This is a genomic window from Streptomyces sp. MAR4 CNX-425 (genome assembly GCF_048656465.1).
Lineage (GTDB): Bacteria > Actinomycetota > Actinomycetes > Streptomycetales > Streptomycetaceae > Streptomyces.
Genome location: NZ_JBMDLF010000002.1, coordinates 204,489 through 227,267, shown reverse-complemented (window position 1 = coordinate 227,267; position 22,779 = coordinate 204,489). Strand labels below are relative to the sequence as shown.

Here is a 22,779-nt window from a genome sequence, read left to right as displayed (position 1 = left end):
CGGGTCGAGCTCTGTACGGCGGGATCACGGCGTTGTCGGTTGCTCCTCCCGTGGGACGGACCTTCAAGGCGTCGGACCGCCGGCGCCCGCCTGTCGGCCGGGAGAGGGAAGCTCCGGATCCCGGATCTCGGGCCGGTGGAGATCGAGGGCCGGGGCGTCCGAGCGAATCCTGGGCAGCGCGACGAAGTTGTGCCGGGGCGGAGGGCAGGCCGTGGCCCACTCCAGGGACCTGCCGAACCCCCAGGGGTCGTCCTTGGTCACCCGGGGCGCGTCGTGGGAGGTCTTCCACACGTTGTACAGGAACGGAAGTGTCGAGAGGCCCAGCAGGAACGCGCCGATCGTCGACACCGTATTCAGCACCGTGAACCCGTCGGCCGCCAGGTAGTCCGCGTAACGCCGGGGCATGCCCTCCGTGCCGAGCCAGTGCTGGACCAGGAAGGTGCACTGGAATCCGATGAAGAGCGTCCAGAAGTGGATCTTCCCCAGCCTTTCGTCGAGCATCTTTCCCGTGAACTTCGGCCACCAGAAATAGAAGCCCGCGAACATGGCGAACACGATGGTGCCGAACAGGGTGTAGTGGAAGTGCGCGACGACGAAGTAGGTGTCGGATACGTGGAAGTCCAGGGGCGGGGAAGCCAGCAGTACGCCGGTGAGACCCCCGAGGAGGAAGGTGACGAGGAACCCCGCCGAGTACAGCATGGGGGTCTCGAACGAGAGCGACCCCTTCCACATGGTGCCGATCCAGTTGAAGAACTTCACGCCGGTCGGGACCGCGATGAGGAACGACATGAAGGAGAAGAAGGGGAGGAGCACCCCGCCGGTGACGAACATGTGGTGCGCCCACACGGTCAGGGAGAGCCCGGCGATGGCGATCGTGGCGGCGACGAGACCGATGTAGCCGAAGATCGGCTTCCGGCTGAACACCGGCAGGATCTCGGAGACGATGCCGAAGAACGGCAGGGCGATGATGTACACCTCGGGATGGCCGAAGAACCAGAACAGGTGCTGCCACAGGAGCGCGCCCCCGTTGGCCGGGTCGAAGATGTGCGAGCCGAGCTTGCGGTCCGCCTCCAGCGCGAGGAGGGCGGCGGCCAGCGTGGGGAAGGCGAGGAGCACCAGTACGCCCGTGAGCAGGACGTTCCAGGTGAAGATCGGCATGCGGAACATGGTCATCCCCGGGGCCCGCATGCAGATGATCGTGGTGATGAAGTTGACCGACCCGAGGATCGTCCCGAACCCGGACAGGGCGAGCCCCATGATCCACAGGTCGCCGCCGATGCCGGGCGACCGCACGGCGCCGGACAGGGGGGTGTAGCCGGTCCAGCCCCATGCCGCCGAGCCGCCGGGCGTGAGGAAGCCGGAGAGGACGATCAGCGAGCCGAACAGGTAGAGCCAGTAGGCGAACATGTTCAGCCGGGGGAAGGCGACGTCCGGCGCCCCGATCTGGAGCGGCATGATCCAGTTCGCGAACCCGGCGAACAGCGGGGTCGCGAAGAGCAGCAGCATGATGGTGCCGTGCGCGGTGAAAGCCTGGTTGTACTGCTCGTTCGAGATGAGCTGGAGGCCCGGCCGGGCCAGTTCCGCTCGCATGACGAGGGCGAACACGCCCCCCAGGAGGAAGAAGGCGAACGACGTCCCCAGATAGAGGGAGCCGATCTTCTTGTGGTCGGTCGTCGTCAGCCACGCGACCACGGATCTGCCCGTGCCCTCTGGCCGCGGGCGCTTGCTGAGCGGCTCGCTCTCCTGGATTGCTGTCACGTCCACCCCTCGGGGCCGGGTTTCACCGGTGCTGCCCGTCGCACGCCCCGCCGTTGTGACCGGTGTCGGCCGCCTCGTGTCTCACGAGCCTTCTGGTGCGGGTCGGCCACCAGTCGACCAGCGCTCGATCTACCGGCCGTCTACGCCTTGTCCAGACGCCGGGTCGTCGGCCGGCCGGGCCTGCTCACGTGCGTATGCGGCCACCAGGCGGTTCCAGCTGTAGCGGCCGGGGCCGACCTCCGAGACGAGGTGCGCTCTGGCGAGCCGGGAGAGGGCCTGGCGGACTCCGGGTTCGGGTCGTCCGGTCAGCTTCGCGACCTGTGACGCCGCGAACATGGGGTCCGGGCAGGCACGGAGGTCGCGGAAGAGCGCGGCGGTCTCGGGATCGAGGAGGCGGTAGGAGCGCGCGAGGGAGGCGCGGACGTCGAGTGCGGGGTCCTCGTCGCTCGCGAAGACGTCCAGGGCGCGGAGTCCCGGTGCCTGGTACTCGTCGGCGAGGCTGGCGAGGCGCAGCTGCGGTCGGTAAGCCGCGCGGGCGGCGACGTTGGCCAGGGCCAGGGGGAGCTGTCCGGCCAGGTCGATGATGCGGTCGACGGCGTGGGGTTCGGCAGCCGTACGTGCCGGGCCGAGTCGGCGTGCGAGGAAGCTGCGGGCGTCCGCCTGGCTCAGCGGCATGAGCGTCAGGGGAAGCGCTTGGTAGCCGGCGACAAGCGCGTGCAGCTGCATGCGGCTGGTGACGAGGGCCATGGAGCCGTGCCCACCGGGCAGGAGGTGGGTGAGCTGGTCGGTGTTGCGCGCGTTGTCGAGCACGACGAGAACGCGGCGGTCGGCCAGCAGGCCGCGGAACATCAGCCCCCGCGCCTGTGCGGTCTCGGGCATGTCCCGGGGGCCGACTCCCCAGGCGTGCAGGAAGTCCCCGAGCACGTGCGCGGGGTCCCGGGGCGTGGCCTGCGGTCCCGCTCCCTGCAGATCGGCGAAGAGCTGACCGTCCGGGAAGCGGTCCGCCAGACGGTGGGCGACGGTGGTGGCGAAGGCTGTCTTGCCGACGCCCGCCAATCCGCCCACCGTGCAGATGACTGCGGCGGACGACGCACCGGCCTCGTCGACCAAGCGCTCCACCTGCTCCTGCTCCCTGTCCCGGCCGACCAGGCTCGGCAGGGCGGCTGGAAGCTGCGCCGGGGCATGGAGCGGGGGCGTGCGGCGCGCGCTGTGCGGGCGGGCGGCGGTGTGGGGCAGCCGCAGGCGTCCGGACAGGATGGCTTCGTGGACCTGCTGCAGTTCCGGTGACGGGCTGACACCGAGCCGTTGACGCAGCAGGTGGCTGGTCGTGTGATAGATCGTCAGGGCCTCGGACTGCCGGCCGGCGCCGTACAGCGCGGTCATCAGCAGGCCGCACACGCGCTCGCGCAGCGGGTGCTCGACAAGCAGGGCGGACAGCTCCGCGGCGGCCTCGGCGTACTGCTCCCGCTCCACCTGGCAGGCCAGCTGCTCCTCGGCACAGGCCAGGCGCAGCTCCCCGAGGACGCTGCGCTGCTGGTCGGCGAACGGCCCCGGCACCCCGGCCAGAGCCACCCCCCTCCACATCGCCAGCCCCTCGGCCAGCAGGCCGGCGGCGGACGACAGGTCGCCACCGCTGCGCGCCTGGCGCGCCCGTGCCGCCGTCTCCTTGAACCTGTTCAGGTCCAGAGCGTCCGGTGGGATGCGCAGCACGTACCCCCCGTCGATCAGCCGCACGGAGCTGTCGCACTGCTGCCCCAGCGCCTGTCTGAGCCGGTAGACGTAGGTACGCACCGAACCCACGGCGGACGCCGGAGCCTCGTCACCCCACACGTCCTCCACCAGTTTCGACAGGCTGACCGGCCGGCCCGCCCTGAGCAGCAGCGAGGCGAGTACGGCGCACTGCCTCGGCTGGCCGGCTCCGGCCTCGACTCCCTGCCGGTGCAGCCGGACCGGCCCGAGCACTGAGAACTGCACGCCCGGATGCATCGTGCCCACCGTCCTGGGGATCCTTGTGGCGCTTTCACCGCGTGGCCGTCTGTAGGGGACCCCTCAAACGTACCTCGGATCGGTCATTTTTTCTGGACTAAATAGTCCCATTCTTGGGGCGGTGACGTCCCGGCGCCAGGAGACGGCGACCAGGCCGCGCGGCACGGCGGCACGTCCGCGGGGACGGGCGGACCGGCCGCGCCGGGGCGGCATCGCCCCGTCCCGGGCGGTCTCAGCGCCCGGTGGAACCCCCGTGGGGCGGAACGCCGTCGTCGGCGGGCGCAGCATAGGTCCTGACGTGGTCGATCGCCATGTCGAGGGCGATCCTCATGGGCGTGACGTCCAGGGTTGTCTGCGCAAGGAGGTAGCCGCCCTGAAGAGCTGCCATCAGGCCGGTGGCGAGGACTGCGGCGTCCGCGTCCGCGCGGAGGACTCCCGAGTCCTTCATCCGCGTGAGCCCGGCCTCCAGCAGCCCTTCCCAGGTGCCGAAGTGCGCGGCGATCACCCGGCGCGCCTCCTCATCCTGATCGGCGAGCTCGCTCGCCAGGGAGCCGAGCGGGCAGCCGTACGCTCCGTTCCGCAGCGCGTTGCGTTCGATCACCGCGTCCCGCCAGCGCTCCAGCCCGCGGAAGGAGTTGAGCCGTCGCAGCAGCTGGTGGTGGCGTTCGAGCACTTCGGCAGCCTGCAACGCGACGACGTCCCGCACCAGCGCATCCTTGTCGGGGTAGTGACGGTAGAGCTGGGACTTGCTCGTTCCGCTGGCCGCCCGGATCTCGTCGAGGGTCGTGGAGGAGACGCCCTTGACGAGCATCATGTCGGCGGCGACCCGGAGAATGCGCTCTCGGGTCGCCCGCCCGCGCTCGGTCAGCCGGGATTCGTTCTTGTCGCGCGCTTGTTCCGCCACAGGGGCAAGATTACTGGCCGCGCAGGCTAGCAGCTTTCGGAGTGGACCTCAAGGTCCTTTTCTTGTGTCCAGCTCTCGGCCCGTCCGCCCGCGCCGTTGGTGAGAGCTGTCAGTCGGTGGTGGTGCGGGCGGGCAGTACCCAGCCCGCCCGGGGGAAGTGGCACGTGTAGCCGCCCGGGTACCGGATCAGATAGTCCTGGTGCTCGGGCTCGGCCTCCCAGAACGGGCCCGCGGGCTCGATCGTCGTGACCGCCTTGTCCGGCCACAGCCCCGACGCATCGACATCCGCGATCGTGTCGCGGGCGACCTTCTCCTGCGCGGGCGTGAGCGGGAAGATCGCCGACCGGTAGCTCGCGCCGATGTCGTTGCCCTGACGGTCCAGGGTCGACGGGTCGTGGATCTGGAAGAAGAACGCCAGGATGTCCCGGTAGGTCGTCTGCGCCGGGTCGAAGACGATCTCGACCGCCTCGGCGTGGCCGGGGTGGTTGCGGTACGTAGCGTGATCGTTCTTGCCGCCGGTGTAACCGACGCGCGTCCCCAGCACGCCCGGCTGCCGGCGGATGAGATCCTCCATGCCCCAGAAACACCCGCCGGCCAGTACGGCCGTCTCCGTGCCCGGCTTGCGGGTGATCTGTCCGGTGTCGTGTATTCCGCTGGTCACGGTGTGTGCTCCTCTGCGCTGGTGTCGGCTGTCTCGAACAGCGAGCGGTACCGGCCGTAGCCCTGCGCCTCCAGCTCGGAGACCGGGATGAAGCGCAGCGCGGCCGAGTTCATGCAGTACCGCCGGCCGCCGGCGTCGGCCGGACCGTCATCGAAGACATGGCCGAGGTGGCTGTCCGCCCCGGTGGACCGTACCTCGGTGCGGGCCATCCCCAGCGACCTGTCCGTCTCCGTGCGAACGGAGTCGGCCGCGATCGGCCTGGTGAAGCTCGGCCATCCGGTGCCGCTGTCGTACTTGTCGACGGACGAGAACAACGGCTGGCCGGACACCACGTCCACGTAGATCCCGGCCTCGTGGTTGTCCCAGTACTCGTTGCGGAATGCGGGCTCGGTTCCGTCCTTCTGCGTGACTCGGAACTGACTGTCGGTGAGGCGGCTCAGGGCCTCGGGGGTCTTGCTGTAGCCGTGTGACACGATCTTCTCCTTTCCTGACGTCGCTGGCTACGACGCCACCGGGGATAACACTGCACCGAGCGGTTTTGGTCCCGGTCCCTGAGGACCCACTGTGATCTCGATCTCAGGTACGGGAAAGAGCAGGTCCGGGCCATCCGCGGCGCCGCGCGTCAGGAGCGGGCCGCGGTGTCTGTGCCGCCGGCGGGAGCGTGGAGCACGTGCGCTCCTTGAGTGGGACGGCCGACCGGGCAGCACACCGTTACAGATCAGCGTCAGCACGTCCTGCCGTCTTACCTCCCCCGCCGGGAACGGAATTGTCAGTGCTTGTTACGGCGGAGGCGTCGGGCGTCTCAGCAGCGGCGGACGTGCGGCTTCGCCCTGGGGTGAGTAGATTCAAGGCGTTGGGCGATTCATGACCCATTCGCGCTCCTTTCCGTGCCGACGCGCCTGGTAAGACATCGAGGCCGCGTGTCACTAACCCCGGTGACCCCTGCGCGCCCCGCAGCTACACACCGCATTCAGGGAGGCGCCGCATGAAGGCGATCGTGGCGACGGAGCGGGTCGTCGGGCTCAAGGTCCGCTCACCCGGGAGCGACGACCGTCTCCGCCGACAGAAAGTACGACCGTGACGATCAGTTTTGAGGCCGAAGAAGCCTCTCGTGAAGAGAACAACGCCGCGCTCATCGCTGCCCTGGGCAAGAGGCGTCCCGATGAGCTGGAGTCCAGCTGGGAGCTCGATGTCAGCAATGATGTGGAGCACGGCCGATGGGTGGCGGAGCTCGGCGACGACGCGATCGCGGAACTCACGTACCGGTTCGTGGGCGGCCGTGTCGTCCTGCTCTCGGTCTGGGTCGACCACGCGTTCCGCAATCACCGCGTGGCGACGGAACTCGTCGCCCGCGTCCTGGACGAGATCCGCGAGAGCGGTAAGAAGATCACCGTCATCTGCCCGGTCGTGGGTGAGTTCATCGCCCACCATCCGGCATATCTGGATCTCCTCGACGAGGTCCACCCCGGCGCCGGCGCCCGCCCCCGGCACGAAGCCGAGGGAGGCCGGAACGACGAGCAGCTCAGCGCGTTCGAGCGGGACATGGCGTAGCGGTGCTCGACGGACACGCCACCGGCGTCCGGCACTCGTGTAGGGAGACGACTGGGTGACACTTGGCCTGCCAGCCGCGATTCGGACCTGTCTTTTCGACCTCGACGGCGTCATCACCGACACGGCCTCCGTCCACGCCGCGGTGTGGAAGGAGGCGTTCGACGCGTTCCTGCGCCGGCGCGACGGCGAGGAACTCCGCCCGTTCGACGCGGACTCGGACTACCGCGACTTCGTCGACGGCCGCCCGAGGGCCGACGGAGTACGGTGCTTCCTGGCCTCGCGCGGCATCGACCTGCCCGACGGCAGCCCCGACGATCCTCCGGGCCTGGACACCGTGCACGGCCTGGGCCGCTGGAAGACCAACCTGTTCCAGGCCAGGATCAGCTCGCAGGGAGCCGAGGTCTACCGGGACACCCTCGCCTACCTCACGGCGGCGCGGGACCGGGGGCTGCTCACCGCCGTCGTCACCTCCAGCGCCAACTGCCGCGAGGTGTTGCGGGCGGCGCGCGCCGAGACGCTCTTCGACGCGTGGATCGACGGCGTCGTGGCCGCGAACCGGGGCCTGCGGGGCAAGCCCCACCCCGACACGTTCCTGGCGGCGGCCCGCGACCTGGGCCAGAGCCCCGCCGAGTGCGCGGTCTTCGAGGACGCCCAGGCAGGCATGGACGCTGGACGGTCGGGGCATTTCGGGTGGGTGGTGGGCGTCGACCGGACGGGTCAGGCCGACGCCCTGTACGCGCACGGCGCCGACGTGGTCGTCAAGGACCTGACGGAGCTTTCCGGCACCGCGGAGCGGCGGCACCGGGCATGATCGAGCACCGGTGCTACGCCGTCGAGCCGTGGGTGCTCCGGGAGACCGCACTCGACCTCGGCCTGCTCGCCCAGAGCGAGTCGGTCTTCGCCCTGTCGAACGGGCACATCGGCTGGCGCGGCAACCTGGAGGAAGGGGAGCCGCACGGCCTGCCCGGCAGCTATCTCAACGGCGTCCACGAGCTGCACGACCTGCCGTACGCCGAGGCGGGCTACGGGTACCCCGAATCAGGTCAGACGATCGTCAACGTCACCAACGGCAAGATCGTCCGGCTGCTCGTGGACGACGAGCCCTTCGACCTGCGCTACGGCCGGCTGCACTCCCACGAGCGGGTGCTGGACCTGCGCTCCGGGCTGCTGCACCGCACCTGCGAGTGGACGTCGCCCGCCGGCCGCCGGGTCAGGGTGCGGTCCTCCCGCCTGGTGTCCCTGGCCCAGCGGTCCGTCGCCGCGATCGTCTACGAGGTGGAGCCGCTGGAGTGCGACATCCGCGTCGTGGTGCAGTCCGAGCTGGTGGCGAACGAGGAACTCCCGCCGCCCGGAGGCGACCCCCGCACCGCCAAGGCGCTGCGCTCGCCGCTGGAGTCCCTGGGACACGCGGCGGAGGGCGGCAGGCTGAGGCTGCTCCACCGCACCCGCAGAAGCGGGCTCCGGGTGGCGGCGGCAGCCGGCCACACGGTGAGCGGCCCGGACGGCACCCGGCTCCGCAGCGAGAGCAGCGACGACCTCGCCCGGCTGACGGCGACGTCGGTCCTCGGGGCGGGACAGCGGCTCAGGCTGGAGAAGCTGGTCGCCTACGGCTGGTCGGCGACCCGGACGCTGCCGAGCCTGCGCGATCAGGTCGACGCCGCCCTCGCCGGGGCCGACAGCACCGGGTGGCGGGGGCTGGCAGCCGAGCAACGCCGGTACCTCGACGGCTTCTGGGCCCGTGCGGACGTCGAGGTCGACGGGGACGAGGAGATCCAGCAGGCGGTGCGCTTCGCGGCGTTCCACGTGCTGCAGGCCGGCGCCCGGGCGGAGGAGCGCGCCTTGCCCGCCAAAGGGCTGACCGGCTCCGGGTACGACGGTCACACCTTCTGGGACTCCGAGAGCTTCGTGCTGCCGATGCTGACCTACACCCAGCCCTCGGCCGTGCGCGCGGCCCTGAGCTGGCGCCGGTCGACGCTCCCGGCCGCACGGGAGAGGGCCGCCCAACTCGGCCTGAAGGGCGCCGCCTTCCCGTGGCGGACGATCGACGGCGCCGAGTGCTCGGCCTACTGGCCGGCCGGCAGCGCCGCCTTCCACGTGAACGCCGACATCGCGGACGCGGTCGTACGCTACGTCGCCGCCACCGGCGACGACGACTTCGACCGGGACTGCGGGCTGGAACTGCTCGTGGAGACGGCGCGGATGTGGCGGTCCCTCGGACACCACGACCGCCGCGGGCGCTTCCACATCGACGGCGTCACCGGGCCGGACGAGTACACCGCGGTCAAGAACGACAACACCTACACGAACCTGATGGCGGCCGCGAACCTCACCGCCGCGGCGGACGCCGCGGCCCGCCACCCGGACCGTGCCGCCCGGCTCGGGGTGGACGACGAGGAGGCGGCCGCCTGGCGGGACGCCGCGGACGCCGTGCACGTGCCGTACAACCGCGAACTGCGTGTCCACGAGCAGCACGAGGGCTTCACGCGCCTTGAGCCCTGGGACTTCGCCGGCACCGCCCCGGAGCAGTACCCGCTGCTGCTGAACTTCCCGTACTTCGACCTCTACCGCAAGCAGGTGATCAAGCAGGCCGACCTCGTGCTGGCGATGTACACCCGCGGGGAGTTCTTCGACGCCGATCAGAAGGCCCGGAACTTCGACTACTACGAGCCGCTGACGGTGCGCGACTCCTCGCTGTCGGCCAGCAGCCAGGCCGTCGTGGCCGCCGAGGTCGGCCACCTGGGCCTCGCCTACCGGTACCTGCACGAAGCGGCGCTCATCGACCTGGAGGATCTGGAGAAGAACACGCGTGACGGCGTGCACATCGCCTCCCTCGGGGGGAGCTGGATGGCGCTGGTCGCCGGGTTCGGCGGCATGCGTCCCCGAGGCGACTCGCTCGGCTTCTCGCCCGGACTGCCGGAGGCGATCAGCCGGCTGGCGTTCAGGCTGGCGGCCAGGGGCCGCCGGCTCCGGGTCGAGATCGAGCACTCCCGCGTGACCTACACGCTGCTGGACGGCGAGCCGCTGGACCTCTGGCACTTCGACGAACGGATCACCCTCTCCACCGAGGCCCCGCGCAGCCTCGCCCTCGTACGCCGGCCGTACCGGACCCCGCCCCGCCAGCCGCCCGGACGGGAGCCCCGCGGCCATGACGGCGGCGCCGAAGCAACCGGCCCCGGCGTCTGAGGACGGCGACCGACCGGGCGCCGGACGCGGGACGCGGCGTGGCCCGATCCGGGCGGCGCGGCAGCGCGGGCGGCTCCCGTACCGGGCGGTGCGGCCGGGCCTCGCCGCGCTAGCGCCGCTCGCGCGGCCCGATCACGCGGAAGCCCGCTCCGCCGACGCGAAGCACACCGTCCGACAGCGGCGTGCACCGCACGCCACCCTTCCCGCGCAGTGCGCGCTGCGCCCCGGGGCCGATGACCGCGTCCATCCACGCACACGGCCGAGCGGCGCGGTTGACGGCGAACGCCACGGGGCCGTCGCCGGTGTCGAGTTCTACGTCCCAGCCGATGTACGCGTCGATGTCGACGCCCCGGAGCAGGACGTTCCGGCGCGTCTGCCGGAGGTCGACAGCGGGGTCGATGCCGGTGGGCAGGTTCTCCTCCGCCATGAGGGTGACTGCCGCGTCCCGGTGGGCCGGCCGGGCGTAATACCGGTCGCCGACGATTCCGAGCTGGCGGCGTACCTGGATCTGCCGCACCAGCCCGCCGTCGGGGTCCGGCGACGGGCCTCGGGCGGGCCGCCCGGAGAATCGGTGCACCGGCGACACGAGGAGCTGCACCACCTGCACCTCGTCCGGGGCGCTGCCTGGCGAGATCAAACCGAGCCGATCCCTTCTCTCCCCTGTACCGCTTCTCTGGCTTTGGGCGCCGGTGCCGGTGGCGGCTCGCCGTCAGGCGTCAGGCGTCGGGCCGGGCGAGGCACACGCGATCCGGCCGTACCCCGTCGCGAAGTACGGCGGAGGCCCGTACTTCGCGACCTTGTTCCGGGCGCCGCGCTCAGCGCTCCTCGCGGAAGTCGACGTGCCGGCCGGCAACCGGGTCGTACTTGCGTAGGACCATGCGGTCGGGGTCGTTGCGCCGGCTCTTCTGTGTCACGTACGTGTAGCCGGTTCCGGCCGTGGAGCGGAGCTTGATGATCGGGCGCAGGTCATGACGGGCCATCTTCCGCCGCCTTTCCTCGTTGTTGCCTCCGGGGCCGAACCCCTGGTGGTGCCGCTACCAGGACGGGTACGGCCGGGGTGCCGGTAGCCGGTTCTCAGCCCTGCCGGGCCTTGAACCGGGGGTTCAACTTGTTGATCACGTAGACGCGGCCCTGCCGGCGCACCACCTGTGAGCCCGGCCGGTTCTTGAGCGACTTGAGTGAGTTGCGTGCCTTCATGCTGACCTTCCTTCGTGGCCGCGTGGCGGGGAAGCTCCACGTACACCCCTCCAGACACTCCGCGGGGCGTTTGTATTCCCGTACGACTGGACTTCATGGTCCCCACCACCGCTCGGACGCGGATCGCCGCGCGTGGTGACCGCGGAACGGCTCGGCCGTCCGGGCGGGTGTTCACGGCATCGTCTGCCCGGCGGGCCCGGGGGTGGCGCCCTCGGCGACCTTGAGCCGGGTCCAGACGTTCATGTTGATGACGATCCCGATGATCTCGAGAATCTCTTCGGGCGGGAAGTGCGCGGCGAGGGCCTCGTGGCGGGCGCCGAAGCGGTCGGCGGCGGTGGCGTCCGCCACGCGGGTGAGCGCCTCGGTGTAGGCGAGGGCCGCGCGGGCCGCCTCGTCGTGGAAGTCCGTCTCCCACCAGGCGGTCAGAGTGTCGATCACCGGCCGGGGGATGCCGGCGTCGCGTGCTGCCTCGTAGTGGAGGTCCAGGCAGTAGGTGCAGTTGTTGATCTGCGAGACCCGCAGGCGCAGGAGCTGGGCGAGCCGCCGGTCGACGCGCAGGCTCGCCTTGTAGCCGAAGGCGTCGGCGCCCTGGCGGGCGAGCCCGGCCAGGGCGCCGTTGGCCGAGCTGTCGGCCCGCCGGTTGGTGATGGTCGACTCGGTCATCCCGTTGCTCCTGTCGGGGTCGGCGATCTCACGGCAAGGGTGAACCTACAGGGTAAGTGGACTCTATAGTCCTGAATGGTGGTCGGAGGCAATGAGGTCTCCGGTGTCGCCTGGTACGTACGGGCGGCCGCCGGGGGAAGGTGCGCGCGTAAGATCGGCGGCCTCCGGCGCCGCTGTGTTGTATGGGGCTGTTGCGTTGACCGCACAAGCCCGGCCAAGCCACGTCGGAAGGATCTCACCATGCCCCTGGTTGTCAGTCAGATGGCCGATGCCCACCCGGGTCCCCGGCCGGCCTTCGACGACGCGTTGAACGAGTGCATCGAAGAGTGCGTCGCCTGCTTTCAGGCGTGCGTCGCGTGCGCCGATGCGTGCATGGCGGAGCCGGACATCGCCTCGCTGGTCAAGTGCATGCAGACCGACCTGAACTGTTCCGACGTGTGCGCCGCCACGGCGTCCGTGCTCTCGCGTCGCACATCGGCTGACCTGACGGTCCTCCGGGAGGCGGTCGAGACCTGCCTCGCCTCCTGCGCGGCGTGTGCCGAGGAGTGTGAGCTGCACGCTGCTCACCATGAGCACTGCCGCGTATGCGCCGAGGTGTGCCGCCGGTGTGAGCAGGCGTGTCGACGGCTCCTGGCGGCACTTCCGGCCTCTGGATAGCGCCGCCCCGACCGCCGGCCGCGGGGAGCCGACGCTGCTGCCCCTCCTCACGGTCTGTGTGAGGAGGGGAGTGCAGCCGCCTCAGTCGCGAGTTTGCCTGAGCATTTCGGCGTACTCGGGACGACTCTTGATGAATGCTGTCGCGAACGGGCAGGTGACGGTGACGGTCTCGCCTTGCGCTCGCAGCTTGTCGAGAACGCCGCTCAGGAGCCTGGCGGCGATCCGCCTGCCGCGATACTCGGGGAACACAGAGGTCGCCAGCAGTGTCACGTGGTTGTCCGTTCGGCGGTAGACCACGCCGGCGACGGTTCGGCCTCCCAGTGCGGCCTCGTAGATGCCGGCCTCACTGTTCTCCGTGATGACGAGTTCCTCTGTGTCGTTTGTCGTCGTCGACGGTGAACTGTCGGATGCGTCGTCTTGTTCGGTACTGGTCAGTGTGATCATTTCTTCATTGCTGTGTGACATGCAGCCCCTTGAACGGTTCGCCTGGCCGACCCCTGGCCGGGCACGATGTCCCGGCCCGGCTCTCACCTCGGTCTGCGGCACGCGACACGGCTCCGACGGGTGAGACGGCATCTGCCGCTACCCGTCAGCGTCGACTCCTCGCGGCGTCTTACCAGCGGAGTCGCGATTCGTCCTCGTTGTCCGCCGCCGCTACGGCGTCGGCTGCTTGCAGATCACGTAGAGGCGTTCTTCGGTCCGGCCGAACGGCTCGGTGGTGAGTCCGGCTTCTGCGGTCTCCGCGCGAAGGGCGCTCTCGGTCAGGATCCACCAGGGGTAGTCGACGGTCCGCTCCCGGATCGGGACGCCCGCTTCGGTGAGGCGGTAGCGCATGTGCCAGGTCACGGAGTCCGGTCCGGTCGGTTCGGCGCGCCCCCATCCTTCGTAGCTGCGGCGGCCGATGGGGATCGCGCAGAAGCGGGTGTCGGGCAGGGAGACCGGGTCGGCGGGTGGCTGCAGGTTGACGACGATCCGGCCGCTCGGCGCCAGGCGTCGGGCGAGCGATGCCCACAGCGTGCGGCGTTCGCCGCGGTCGAGGTGGCCGATCATGTTCATCGCGACCACCGCGGCGAGGCGCTCGGGGAGGTCGGCGTGCTGGGCGTCGGTGTCCAGCACGGTGACCCGCCGGGCCAGGTCGGCGTCGTCGTACACCCGGGAGAGCAGCACCGCGCGCAGTCCGGGTGACGGCTCGACGGCCAGGATCTCGGCCCCCGGGAGCGCCGCGGCGATCGTCAGGGTGCCCAGCCCGGTCCCGGCGCCGAGGTCCACCACCGGTCCCGTGGACGGGTCCACCGGCGCGAGCGCCTTGTCGAGCCGCGGGCCGATCACCCGCCAGTTGTCGCGGCTCATGATGTCGAGGAATTCGGCCGACTCCCGGTAGGGGTCACTCATGAAGGCTCCGTTGCGGACTGGTCGAGAGGAGGGCGGGCGCATGGGTGGTGCGGACGCGTGCCCGCCCGGGCGGCTCGGCCCGGACGGGCACGGCGTCATCGGTGGTTCAGCTCACGCTCCCACCGTGAACGTCAGTTGCTGCGGCGCGGAGGTGACGACGGTGCCGTCGAGGAGGGTCGTGGAGACCTCGATGGTGGCGGTGTAGTCGCCCGGGGCTTCGAAGGCCCAGTTCATGTGTTCGTGCCCGCCGGCGCTGACGCCGGTGACGTCCGGCAGGGTGTCGCCGCTGTCGAAGCGGATGGACGGTGCGCCGTCCGCGCCGATGTCGAACACCGAGAAGTCGCCCGGGCCCTGGAGGCCGGTCAGGGTGAAGCTGACGGCGTCGTCCCGGGTGGTGCCGGGTTCGACCCCCTCGGCGGACAGTCCGGCGAAGAGCACGTCGGGATCCTGCGTCTGCGGCAGGACCCAGACGGGATCGCCCGGCTCGCCGAGGAAGGCGAACCGCTCGTCGGCCGGCACCGTGGTCCGGGACTCGGGCACGGCGTGCAGGACGACGTCGGCGGGGTCGTACGTGACCGGCTCGCCGCCGCCCTCGTGGGTGAGGTGGACGTGGAAGTGGTCGGCGTGCAGCTCGACGTCGAGAACGTCGACGTGGCCGGTGGAGAGGGTGACGGGTGCGGCTGCCTGCGCGACGCCCGGGCCGGCGATGAGCGCCAGCCCCAGGGCGCCGAGCGCGGCCACGAGCCGTGAACGCCTGTTCATCAAGGGGGTTCCTCCCAGGTCTGCGAGACGTGCTCGACACGGGGTGCTGCGGCCGCTCCGGATGCCGGGCGGCCGACTCGCCATCAGATCCTAATGACAATCATTCTCAATTACTAGGTGTTGAAAATGATTGTCATCACGATTAAGGTCCGTCGTGTGGTCCCGCAGCACGGGCGTGGCGCCACCGAGTCGACCTTTGGCCCCCCGCGTGCGGGTGGCCGCAACCGCAGATGAGGAGCGATGGGAGCAACCAATCGGCCGGCCCGGGTGCTGGGGGCGCTGGCGCTGACGGCGGCCGGGCTGGTGTCGGTCGGCGCCACGGGCGGCGGGGGCGGGGATGCCGCACGTGCCGCTCCGCCCGTGGCGCCCCTCGCCGACACGTCGGACGAGCGCACCGTCATCGACGGCGGGCACGTCGACGCGATCGCGCCGCGCCTGGTGGACGGCGAGTTCCGCACCCTGCTCAAGGACAGCCGCAACTCCGCCGACGTGATCTGGCGCGAGCCGGACTCGGTGGTCATGCACCTCACCGCGGCGGGCAGGCGGACGATCCCGGACCCGGCCGGAGGGCTCGCGTACATCGGTGAGCCGGGCGACACCTTCCATCTGATCCCGCAGGTGCAGGACCCGGAGGTGATCTGGGCGGGCTGGAACACCGAGGCGTTCTCCGCCGCCGACCTCCAGGACGGCCTCACGCTGTCGCTGGACGAGGTCGAAGGCCCGGGGGAGCTGGCCGTCTGGGCCTGGTCGGCGTTCGGTGAGCCGCTGCCCAGGTTCGACGCCAGAGACGGGCTGCCCGACTCCCACCCCGTACGGGCCGGTACGCACGAGCATGCCAACTGGGCCTTCACGGAAGAGGGGGTCTACCGGATGACGTTCACCTTCTCCGCCACGCTCGCCTCGGGGGAGGAGGTCGCGGACAGCCAGGTCTTCACCATGGCCGTTGGCGACATCGATCCGCACGAGGTGCCCCTGCCGGGTGACGACGGCGGCTCTTCCGACGGAGGGGCCACGGACGGCGGCACCGGTGACGGTGGCACCGACGACGGCGGCGCCGGTGACGGCGGGCCCGGCGGCGACGGCGGCACCGGTGGCGGCGACGGCGGGGGAAGCGGCGACGCGGCCTCGGGCGGCACGACGAACGCCGGGAGCGGCGACGGCGGTTCCTCCGGTGGCGGCCGCCCGGACGGTGGTTCCGGCGGGCAGGCCACGGACGAGGGCGGTACCACGGGCGCCGGGGACGGCGCCGCCGGCACCGCCTCGGGCGGCGGTTCCTCCGGAAACGCCCCCACGGCACCGCCGTGGCCGGCGGCGGCGACGGCGGTGCCGCGGGGGCCGCCTCGGGCGGCGGACTCGCCGCCACCGGTACGGACCGGGTGGTGCCGCTGGCCGTGGCCGGCGCGGTGCTCGTCGCCGCCGGCGCCGCAGGCGTCGTCTGCGCGGGCCGGAGGAGGGCGCGTACCACCGCCGGTGACCCGCCCGCGCACCCGGCCGGCGCCTGACCCGACCCGCAATCGCAACCCAAAGGGAGCATCCGAGCCCATGAGAGCTGGGAAGAACGCCTGTTGGACCGCCGCCGCCGTAGCCGGCTCCGTCGCCCTCGCGGCGGCGGGAACCCCCGCGGCGGTCGCCGAACCCACCGCGCCCACCGGCGCCGCCGACGTCGTGTTGTCCCTCGACGACGGCGTGCTGGCCCTGGACCTCGGCCCGGCGGCGGACGGCGGCGACGCCGGCACGGCAGACCTCGCACTCGGCCCCGGGACCCGGACCACCGTGCCCCCCGACGCCGGCTACGACTTCCTGGGCAGGCCCGGCAGCCCCGTCTGGCTCCTCGGCGGCGCGGCCGCCGTGGACGCCGTACCGCGGTGGGACACCTCCGGCATCGACGCGGACGCGCTCGCCGACGACCACGACGGCACCGTCGAGTGGGCGCTGACGGGCGTGGAAGGACCGGGGGACGTGACCGTCTTCGAGCCGCCGGCGGACCGAACGGACCCGGCGCGGGCCGCCGGGGACGCCCGGCGCCCGCGGGTGCTGTTCGACAGCGGCGACGGGCTGCCCGACGGCCGGGCCCTGCCCGCTGCCGACGCCGGCGAGCTGGCCTGGGCGTTCGACGAGCCGGGGGAGTACCGCATCACCTCCAAGGCCACCGCCGGCCTCGCCTCGGGGACGACCGCGACGGCGAGCGCCGAGTGGACCGTACGGGTCGCGCCGCGGGATCCCGGCCCTCCCACCCCCGCACCTCCCGCGGCGTCCCCCGATCCGGCCCCGCCCGCGGATGACGGAGCACCTCCGGGCGCGGCCACCGGCGGTGCGGGAACCGCCCCGGACTCCGGCGGCTCCCGCACCGCCACCTCCCGCACCGCCGCCTCCCCGGCGGCGCGCGGCGCGGACATCGCGACCGGAAAGGTGGTGATCGACGACGGCCATGTCGACGCGATCGCCGGCCGGATGGTGGACGGCAGGCTGCGCACCCTGTTCAAGGACAGCCGCAACCCCGGGGACGTCGTCTGGCGCGAGCCGTCCTCGGTGGTCATGCACGTCGTGCCCGAGTCGCGGGAGCAGGTCCCCGCAGGAGGCGACTACGGCTTCCTGGGCCCGGCCGGCAGCGACTTCTGGCTCATCCCGCAGGCGCAGCGGAGCGGGGTCGTCTGGGCGGGCTGGAACACCGAGTCGCTGGACGGCGGCGACCTCGACGGCCCGGTCGAGCTGGCGCTGACCGAGGTCAGCGGCCCGGGGGAGCTGGCGATCTGGTCGGCCGCGGGACTGGGCGGAGCCGAGGTGCTGTACAACTCCCGGGACGGGCTGCCCGACGGCAGGAAGGTCGACCTCGGGGTGCACGCCCACGCCAACTGGGGCTTCTCCGCGGAAGGCGTCTACCGGGTCGCGTTCCGGTTCAGCGGCACCGGGCCGGACGGCCGGACGACCTCGGACACCCGCACGTACACCTTCGCGGTCGGGGACGTCGACCCGGGCACGGTCACCCCGGGCGGCGGTGGCGGCGACGGGAGCGGCACCGGCGGGCCGGGCGGTGGATCCGGCTCCGGCGGCGCGGACGGCGGCGGCGGTTCCGCGGGTTCCGGTTCGTCGGGTGCCGGCCCGTCGTCGTCGGACGGGGGCGGCGGCAGCATGGCGCACACCGGCGGTGCCCCCGTCGGAGCGCTGACCGCGGGCGCGGGCGTGCTGGTGCTCGGTGGCGCGGCGGCCGTCGTCCTCGGCCGGATTCGCCGCCGTACGGTGTCCGCGGCCGGCGGTGACACCCCGTCATGAGAGCGAGTTCCACGCGCCGTCGAGGCGCGGTACGCACCCTTGCCGCCACCGCCGCCGCCGCGCTGGTCCTCGCCGGGTGCGAGGGCCACGCCCGGCCCGACGCGGCCGGGGAGAACCCGGACGCGGCCCTGAAGGTCGTCACCACCACGGAGATCCTCGCCGATCTGGTGCGCCGGGTCGGCGGGGACCGCGTGCAGGTCGACCCGATCGTGCCGCCCGGCGGCGATCCGCACTCCTACGAGCCCACGCCCCGGGATGCCGAAAAGGTCACCGAGGCCGACGTCACCTTCACCAACCACCTGCTGCTGGAGGAGCACGCCCTGATCAAGACCGTCGACGCCAACGCCCGCCCGGGCACGCCGAACGTCTCCCTGGCCGAGGCGTCCGAGACGTACGGCGCGAACGTCATCCCGCTGGTCGAGGACGTCGGCCTCGACGTGCTCTGGCTGGGCCTGCGGGTACGTGGTGACGGCGAGGCCCGCGGCGCGACCCGGTCCTCCGACGTGCTGCTGACGGCCACCGACGTGACGGGGCCGGGCGAGCTGGTGGCGTACCTGACCGGCTCCCTGGGGAAGCCGCAGAAGTACTTCGACTCCACCGACGGGTTCTCCGCCGCCGACACCACCTCTCTGCCGCCGGCCGCGCACACCCACCTCAACTGGGCCTTCACCGAGCCCGGGGTGTACGAACTCACCCTCCAGGGCCGCCTGGACACCGGAGACGGCGCGCCGCGGCCGGTCGGCGAGGGCACGTTCACCTTCGCGGTCGGCGTCGACCCGCGCACCGTGGCGGACAAGGGGGACACCGTTCTGGACGAGGGGCACACCGACCTGACGGTCAACATCGACAGCGGGCGGATGTCCGCGTACACCGACCTGCGCTCCGGCGGAAAGGACCAGGAGGAGATCCCGCCCGGCGACGTGGTCGTCGACGTGCCCGACCGCGCCCTCGAAGAGGTGCCCCGGGAGGAGGCGTTCTCCTTCCTCGGCGAGCCGGGGGAGGAGGTCCATCAGCTCCCGCAGGCCGTCCTCGGCAAGCATGTGCACGGGGAGATCGACCCGCACCTGTGGCAGGACGTGCAGAACGCCAAGGCGTACGCGCTGCTGATCCGCGACACCCTCAAGAAGGAGGACCCCCGCGGCGCCCGCGCGTACGACACCGGAACCCGCGCGTACGAACGCGAGCTGGACGAACTCGACGCCTACATGCGGCAGCAGGTCGGCCGCATCCCGGCGGACCGGCGGCAGCTGATCACCACGCACGACGCGTTCGGCTACCTCGCCGACGCCTACGGCATGACCGTCGCCGGGTTCGTCGTCCCCAACCCGGCCCAGGAGCCGAGCGCGGACGACGTCGAGAAGCTCACCCGCACGATCGACAACCTCGACGTGCCGGCCGTGTTCATGGAACCCAACCTCGCCCGGCGCACCTCGGTGCTCACCCAGGTCGCCGAGGACCAGGACGTCGAGGTCTGCCTGCTCTACGGCGACGCCTTCGACGAGAAGACCCGGCACTACACCGACATGATGCGGCACAACGCCGACGAACTGCGCCGCTGCCTCGGAGGCCCGGACACGTGATCACCACCCGCACCCGCCGCGTCCTGCCGGCGGCCGGCGCGCTGCTGGCCGCCCTGCTCACCGCCGCCCCGGCCGCGGCGCGGCCGCCCGCCCAGGGCGACGAGTCCGGGGCGGCACCGCGGACCGGCACAGGACGGGTCGTCGTCGGCGACGGCCACGTCGACATCGGGCCGCGCTTCGACGACGGTACGTGGACCGTGCAGGTCCGCGACGACACCGTGGAGCCGCCGACCTGGCGCCACCCCCGCGACGTCGTCCTGCACGTCGGCGACGCGGCGCGGGCAGAAGTGCCGCCGGGGGAGGAGTTCTCCTTCCTCGGCGAGCCCGGCGGCCGGGTGTGGCCGCTGCCGCAGGAGACCGGCATCGAGGCCAGGAGCCACATGGGCATCGGAGCGGCCGGGGCGGTGGCGGCCGTCGCCGCCACCCTCGTGTGGCGCCGCGGCCGCGGCCCCCGCGCGGGCGGGGGCGCGCGGTGACGGCCGGAGCGGGCCGGACGCCGCCCCTGCTCGACGTGCGCGGCCTCGGCGTGGAACTCGGCGGCCGGATGGCGCTGGAGGACGTCGACCTGGCCGTACGGGCCGGGGAGCTGGTGGGGCTGATCGGGCCGAACGGGGCCGGCAAGACCACCCTGCTGCGCGCCGTCCTCGGGCTGCTGGCCCCCGCGGCGGGGACGATCGACCTGGAGGGCGAGCCGGTGGCACGCGGCCGCGGCGCCATCGGCTACGTACCGCAGCGCCACGAGTTCGCCTGGGACTTCCCGCTGCCGGTGCACAAGGCCGTCATGACCGGCCGTACGCACCGCATCGGCTGGCTGCGCCGCGCCGGCCACGCCGACCGCGAGGCCGTCGGTCACGCCCTGGAGCGGGTGGCCATGACGGCCTTGCGCGACCGCCCCCTCGGGGAGCTGTCCGGCGGCCAGCGCCAGCGCGTCCTGGTCGCCCGCGCGCTGGCCGTACGTCCCGGGCTGCTGCTGCTCGACGAGCCGTTCACCGGACTCGACGTACCCACCCAGGAGTTGCTGACCGACCTCTTCGCCGGACTGCGGGCGGAGGGCACGGCGCTGCTGATGACCACCCACGACCTGCCCCAGGCCGCCGACATCGCCACCCGGCTGTGCCTGCTCAACCGCACCGTCGTCGCCGACGGCGAACCCGCCGCGCTGCGCGACCCCGCGATCTGGCTGCGCGCCTTCGGCGTCGCCAGGTCCGAGGCCCTGCTGACCTCCCTGGGGGTGGCCCCTTGAGCACCCTCGCCGGCTTCCTCACCGATCCGTGGCAGCACGTGTTCATGCAGCGCGCCTTCGCGGTCGCCGTCATGTGCAGCGTCGTCTCCGGGGTGGTGGGCTGCCATGTCGTGCTGCGCGGCATGGCGTTCATCGGCGACGCCGTGTCCCACGCGGTCTTCCCGGGCGTGGCGGTCGCCTTCGTCCTGGAGTTCAACCTCGTCGTCGGCGGGGCGGTGGCCGGGCTGCTCACCGCGCTCGCCGTCGCGGTGTTCTCCCAGAACCGGCGGCTGAAGGAGGACAGCGTCATCGGCGTGTTCTTCGCCGCCGCCTTCGGCCTGGGCATCGTCATCCTCAGCACCGCCCCCGGCTACAGCGGCTCGCTGGAGTCCTTCCTCTTCGGACAGATCCTCGGCATCGGCGACGGCGACGTGCGCACCGTCGCCGTCATGGGGGCGGCCGTGCTGCTCGTCGCGGCCGCGGTGCACAAGGAACTGGTCACCGTCAGCCTGGACCGGGAGACCGCCAGGGCCGCCGGCCTGCCGGTCTTCGGCCTGGACGTGCTGCTCTACGCGCTCGTCACGATCACCGTGGTCATCGCGCTCCAGGCGGTCGGCAACATCCTGGTCCTCGCGCTGCTCATCACCCCGGCCGCGTGCGCGCGGCTGCTGACCGACCGCATCGGCGCCATGATGGTCCTCGCCCCCGCCTTCGGCGCCGGGTCGGCGGTCGTCGGGCTGTACGTGTCGTACCACCGCAACCTCGCCGCCGGCGGCCTCATCGTCCTCGTCGCCACCGGCGCGTTCGTCCTGTGCTGGCTCTTCGCCCCCCGCCACGGCCTCCTCGCCGGCCGCCGGGGGCGTGGAACGTGACGGAGCCCGGGAGCATGTCCAGCTCCCGGGCTCCAGTTTGCCGCCCATTTGCGCACACCGGCGGCGTTGAAGAGTCGCGGGTCATGGTGAGGTCGACGTGTTCTGCCTTTGAACTACAGCGCCGTGAAAAGAGGCGCCGGAGGGACTTGAACCCCCATCCGTCGATGTTCGCCCACGCTCGGTCGATCCGGTGTTCGGCGGCGAATGCTGAGACTGGAGCGAGAATCTGAGTTTCAGGGGGCCGCCTCTGCCGGGCTTGGGCCATCCCCGCACGTGGTGCGGGGAGAGGGATTCGAACCCTCAACTGACACCCCTCATCAGCTTCAACATCAGTTTCAGCTTGCGCTCTCGCGCACCCTCCGCTCGCGACGGAGGGCGTATACGGGGGCTACCCGAAGAGGTAGCCGAATACCGCGTCGCCGACCCGCTGGTCGGTGACCTCGGTGTTGTTCGCCTCCTCCCGGGCGAACTTGACGGACTGCTGGAGCTTCTCGACGCGGTCCAGAAGTTCGTTGACCCGCCGGGCGGGCAGCGCGCCGGAGAACTTCACCGTGGTCCAGTAGCCGACGGGGACGTCCTCGTAGTACACCTCGACCTGCGCCGGGTGGTTCTCCGTGGCCTCGGCCTTCACGTGGTTGCGCGGAACCTTCTTCGTGCGGATGGTCCGCACCGGGTCCGTCTTCCACGCGTCCGACGAGGGGTCCAGGTTCCACGACTCGGAGGCGTCGAGCACCGGCAGCTTGCGCACGAACGTGTGCAGGTCGGTGAGCTGCTTCTCCAGGAACAGCAGGTACGGGACGGGCACCTGGGGCAGCAGCACCGTACCGTCGACCACCACGTCCGCGGCCGCGGACCGGTTCGCCCAGTCCTTCGTCGCGGTCACGTCGAAGAGCCGCGTCAGCGTGTCGGCGGTCGTCCGCAGCGCGTCCTCGGCCTTGGTCTGCACCCGCGTGGACTCGGGCGGCAGCTGTTCGCCCTCCTCGTCCTTGGGCTGGTAGGTCCGGGAGATACCGGCCAGCAGGGCGGGCTTCTGCACGTCCTGGTGAACCCGGGTGAGCTCCTGCAGGGCCTTGGACTTGACGCCCTTTTCGACTGCGATGATCTGATTCAGCTTCGGCACG

22 protein-coding genes are annotated in these 22,779 nt (G+C 71.7%); 9 read left to right on the top strand and 13 right to left on the bottom strand.

The window, feature by feature from the left end:
- Positions 1 to 63: 63 nt before the first annotated feature.
- The 5 genes from ctaD to msrB form a co-directional block, all read right to left on the bottom strand.
- Positions 64 to 1,749: a cytochrome c oxidase subunit I gene (ctaD, locus tag ACHZ99_RS06380; protein ID WP_420303998.1), complete on the bottom strand. Its 1,686-nt coding sequence runs from the start codon at positions 1,747 to 1,749 to the stop codon at positions 64 to 66.
- 138 nt (positions 1,750 to 1,887) lie between these two features.
- Positions 1,888 to 3,744 carry a BTAD domain-containing putative transcriptional regulator gene (locus tag ACHZ99_RS06375; protein WP_420303997.1) on the bottom strand — a complete coding sequence of 619 codons (1,857 nt, stop codon included), beginning with the start codon at positions 3,742 to 3,744 and terminating at the stop codon, positions 1,888 to 1,890.
- 232 nt (positions 3,745 to 3,976) lie between these two features.
- A complete protein-coding gene (locus ACHZ99_RS06370; RefSeq protein ID WP_420303388.1) occupies positions 3,977 to 4,648 on the bottom strand; it encodes a TetR/AcrR family transcriptional regulator in 672 nt (223 codons plus the stop codon).
- Between the two features lie 109 nt (positions 4,649 to 4,757).
- Entirely contained in the window at positions 4,758 to 5,222 is a 465-nt protein-coding gene (msrA, locus tag ACHZ99_RS06365; RefSeq protein WP_420303996.1) for a peptide-methionine (S)-S-oxide reductase MsrA, read from the bottom strand.
- An 83-nt stretch (positions 5,223 to 5,305) separates the two neighbouring features.
- Positions 5,306 to 5,782, bottom strand: coding sequence for a peptide-methionine (R)-S-oxide reductase MsrB (msrB, locus tag ACHZ99_RS06360; protein ID WP_420303387.1), 477 nt, complete (start codon positions 5,780 to 5,782; stop codon positions 5,306 to 5,308).
- Between the two features lie 604 nt (positions 5,783 to 6,386).
- Between msrB and ACHZ99_RS06355 the strand changes: the two genes are divergently transcribed.
- From ACHZ99_RS06355 to ACHZ99_RS06345, 3 genes are read left to right on the top strand one after another with little or no spacing between them, the layout of a single operon-like run.
- Positions 6,387 to 6,860, top strand: coding sequence for a GNAT family N-acetyltransferase (locus ACHZ99_RS06355; protein WP_420303386.1), 474 nt, complete (start codon positions 6,387 to 6,389; stop codon positions 6,858 to 6,860).
- Positions 6,861 to 6,915: 55 nt separating this feature from the next.
- Positions 6,916 to 7,671, top strand: a complete 756-nt coding sequence (locus tag ACHZ99_RS06350; protein WP_420303385.1) for an HAD family hydrolase — start codon at positions 6,916 to 6,918, stop codon at positions 7,669 to 7,671.
- On the top strand, positions 7,668 to 10,043 hold the full coding sequence (locus tag ACHZ99_RS06345) for a glycoside hydrolase family 65 protein (RefSeq protein WP_420303384.1): 2,376 nt from the start codon (positions 7,668 to 7,670) through the stop codon (positions 10,041 to 10,043). Before ACHZ99_RS06350 ends, ACHZ99_RS06345 begins: the two co-directional genes overlap by 4 nt.
- Positions 10,044 to 10,152: 109 nt before the next feature.
- Here the strand turns inward: ACHZ99_RS06345 and ACHZ99_RS06340 are convergent, their stop codons facing one another.
- From ACHZ99_RS06340 to ACHZ99_RS06325, 4 genes are all read right to left on the bottom strand, one after another.
- Positions 10,153 to 10,680, bottom strand: a complete 528-nt coding sequence (locus ACHZ99_RS06340; RefSeq protein ID WP_420303383.1) for a molybdenum cofactor biosysynthesis protein — start codon at positions 10,678 to 10,680, stop codon at positions 10,153 to 10,155.
- 178 nt (positions 10,681 to 10,858) lie between these two features.
- A complete protein-coding gene (gene rpmG / locus ACHZ99_RS06335) occupies positions 10,859 to 11,023 on the bottom strand; it encodes a 50S ribosomal protein L33 (RefSeq protein ID WP_420303382.1) in 165 nt (54 codons plus the stop codon).
- A 94-nt stretch (positions 11,024 to 11,117) separates the two neighbouring features.
- Positions 11,118 to 11,240, bottom strand: a complete 123-nt coding sequence (ykgO, locus tag ACHZ99_RS06330) for a type B 50S ribosomal protein L36 (protein ID WP_420303381.1) — start codon at positions 11,238 to 11,240, stop codon at positions 11,118 to 11,120.
- A gap of 171 nt (positions 11,241 to 11,411) precedes the next feature.
- Positions 11,412 to 11,903, bottom strand: a complete 492-nt coding sequence (locus ACHZ99_RS06325; protein ID WP_420303380.1) for a carboxymuconolactone decarboxylase family protein — start codon at positions 11,901 to 11,903, stop codon at positions 11,412 to 11,414.
- A gap of 240 nt (positions 11,904 to 12,143) precedes the next feature.
- Here ACHZ99_RS06325 and ACHZ99_RS06320 point away from each other — a divergent pair, with 240 nt between their 5' ends.
- Positions 12,144 to 12,560 (top strand): four-helix bundle copper-binding protein, encoded by a 417-nt coding sequence (locus ACHZ99_RS06320; protein ID WP_420303379.1) that lies wholly within the window; start codon positions 12,144 to 12,146, stop codon positions 12,558 to 12,560.
- Positions 12,561 to 12,641: 81 nt separating this feature from the next.
- Here the strand turns inward: ACHZ99_RS06320 and ACHZ99_RS06315 are convergent, their stop codons facing one another.
- From ACHZ99_RS06315 to ACHZ99_RS06305, 3 genes are all read right to left on the bottom strand, one after another.
- Entirely contained in the window at positions 12,642 to 13,025 is a 384-nt protein-coding gene (locus ACHZ99_RS06315; protein ID WP_420303378.1) for a GNAT family N-acetyltransferase, read from the bottom strand.
- 189 nt (positions 13,026 to 13,214) lie between these two features.
- Positions 13,215 to 13,952 carry a class I SAM-dependent methyltransferase gene (locus tag ACHZ99_RS06310; protein ID WP_420303377.1) on the bottom strand — a complete coding sequence of 246 codons (738 nt, stop codon included), beginning with the start codon at positions 13,950 to 13,952 and terminating at the stop codon, positions 13,215 to 13,217.
- A gap of 111 nt (positions 13,953 to 14,063) precedes the next feature.
- Entirely contained in the window at positions 14,064 to 14,714 is a 651-nt protein-coding gene (locus ACHZ99_RS06305; RefSeq protein ID WP_420303376.1) for a choice-of-anchor M domain-containing protein, read from the bottom strand.
- 240 nt (positions 14,715 to 14,954) lie between these two features.
- On the opposite strand from ACHZ99_RS06305, the gene ACHZ99_RS06300 reads away from it, so the two are divergent.
- The 5 genes from ACHZ99_RS06300 to ACHZ99_RS06280 all read left to right on the top strand — a co-directional run bounded on the left by ACHZ99_RS06300 (position 14,955) and on the right by ACHZ99_RS06280 (position 21,658).
- Positions 14,955 to 17,984, top strand: a complete 3,030-nt coding sequence (locus ACHZ99_RS06300; protein ID WP_420303375.1) for a TIGR03773 family transporter-associated surface protein — start codon at positions 14,955 to 14,957, stop codon at positions 17,982 to 17,984.
- Entirely contained in the window at positions 17,981 to 19,564 is a 1,584-nt protein-coding gene (locus ACHZ99_RS06295) for an anchored repeat ABC transporter, substrate-binding protein (protein WP_420303374.1), read from the top strand. Before ACHZ99_RS06300 ends, ACHZ99_RS06295 begins: the two co-directional genes overlap by 4 nt.
- Positions 19,561 to 20,040 (top strand): choice-of-anchor M domain-containing protein, encoded by a 480-nt coding sequence (locus ACHZ99_RS06290; protein ID WP_420303373.1) that lies wholly within the window; start codon positions 19,561 to 19,563, stop codon positions 20,038 to 20,040. The genes ACHZ99_RS06295 and ACHZ99_RS06290 overlap by 4 nt, the downstream gene beginning before the upstream one ends.
- Positions 20,041 to 20,108: 68 nt before the next feature.
- Positions 20,109 to 20,807, top strand: a complete 699-nt coding sequence (locus ACHZ99_RS06285) for an anchored repeat-type ABC transporter ATP-binding subunit (protein WP_420303995.1) — start codon at positions 20,109 to 20,111, stop codon at positions 20,805 to 20,807.
- A complete protein-coding gene (locus ACHZ99_RS06280; RefSeq protein WP_420303372.1) occupies positions 20,804 to 21,658 on the top strand; it encodes an anchored repeat-type ABC transporter permease subunit in 855 nt (284 codons plus the stop codon). Before ACHZ99_RS06285 ends, ACHZ99_RS06280 begins: the two co-directional genes overlap by 4 nt.
- Positions 21,659 to 22,046: 388 nt before the next feature.
- On the opposite strand, the gene ACHZ99_RS06275 is transcribed toward ACHZ99_RS06280, so the two are convergent.
- The gene (locus tag ACHZ99_RS06275; protein WP_420303371.1) at positions 22,047 to 22,778 is read right to left on the bottom strand and encodes a hypothetical protein; all 732 of its coding nucleotides are present in this window, start codon (positions 22,776 to 22,778) and stop codon (positions 22,047 to 22,049) included.
- Position 22,779: the final 1 nt, after the last annotated feature.

Excerpts from the sequence above, each read along its gene's own strand:
- ACHZ99_RS06375 (WP_420303997.1), bottom strand. The coding sequence starts at position 3,744 with ATGCATCCGGGCGTGCAGTTCTCAGTGCTCGGGCCGGTCCGGCTGCAC.
- msrA (WP_420303996.1), bottom strand. The coding sequence starts at position 5,222 with ATGGAGGATCTCATCCGCCGGCAGCCGGGCGTGCTGGGGACGCGCGTC.
- ACHZ99_RS06345 (WP_420303384.1), top strand. The coding sequence starts at position 7,668 with ATGATCGAGCACCGGTGCTACGCCGTCGAGCCGTGGGTGCTCCGGGAG.
- rpmG (WP_420303382.1), bottom strand. The coding sequence starts at position 11,023 with ATGGCCCGTCATGACCTGCGCCCGATCATCAAGCTCCGCTCCACGGCC.
- ykgO (WP_420303381.1), bottom strand. The coding sequence starts at position 11,240 with ATGAAGGCACGCAACTCACTCAAGTCGCTCAAGAACCGGCCGGGCTCA.
- ACHZ99_RS06325 (WP_420303380.1), bottom strand. The coding sequence starts at position 11,903 with ATGACCGAGTCGACCATCACCAACCGGCGGGCCGACAGCTCGGCCAAC.
- ACHZ99_RS06320 (WP_420303379.1), top strand. The coding sequence starts at position 12,144 with ATGCCCCTGGTTGTCAGTCAGATGGCCGATGCCCACCCGGGTCCCCGG.
- ACHZ99_RS06315 (WP_420303378.1), bottom strand. The coding sequence starts at position 13,025 with ATGTCACACAGCAATGAAGAAATGATCACACTGACCAGTACCGAACAA.
- ACHZ99_RS06310 (WP_420303377.1), bottom strand. The coding sequence starts at position 13,952 with ATGAGTGACCCCTACCGGGAGTCGGCCGAATTCCTCGACATCATGAGC.
- ACHZ99_RS06305 (WP_420303376.1), bottom strand. The coding sequence starts at position 14,714 with ATGAACAGGCGTTCACGGCTCGTGGCCGCGCTCGGCGCCCTGGGGCTG.
- ACHZ99_RS06300 (WP_420303375.1), top strand. The coding sequence starts at position 14,955 with ATGGGAGCAACCAATCGGCCGGCCCGGGTGCTGGGGGCGCTGGCGCTG.
- ACHZ99_RS06295 (WP_420303374.1), top strand. The coding sequence starts at position 17,981 with ATGAGAGCGAGTTCCACGCGCCGTCGAGGCGCGGTACGCACCCTTGCC.
- ACHZ99_RS06285 (WP_420303995.1), top strand. The coding sequence starts at position 20,109 with ATGGCGCTGGAGGACGTCGACCTGGCCGTACGGGCCGGGGAGCTGGTG.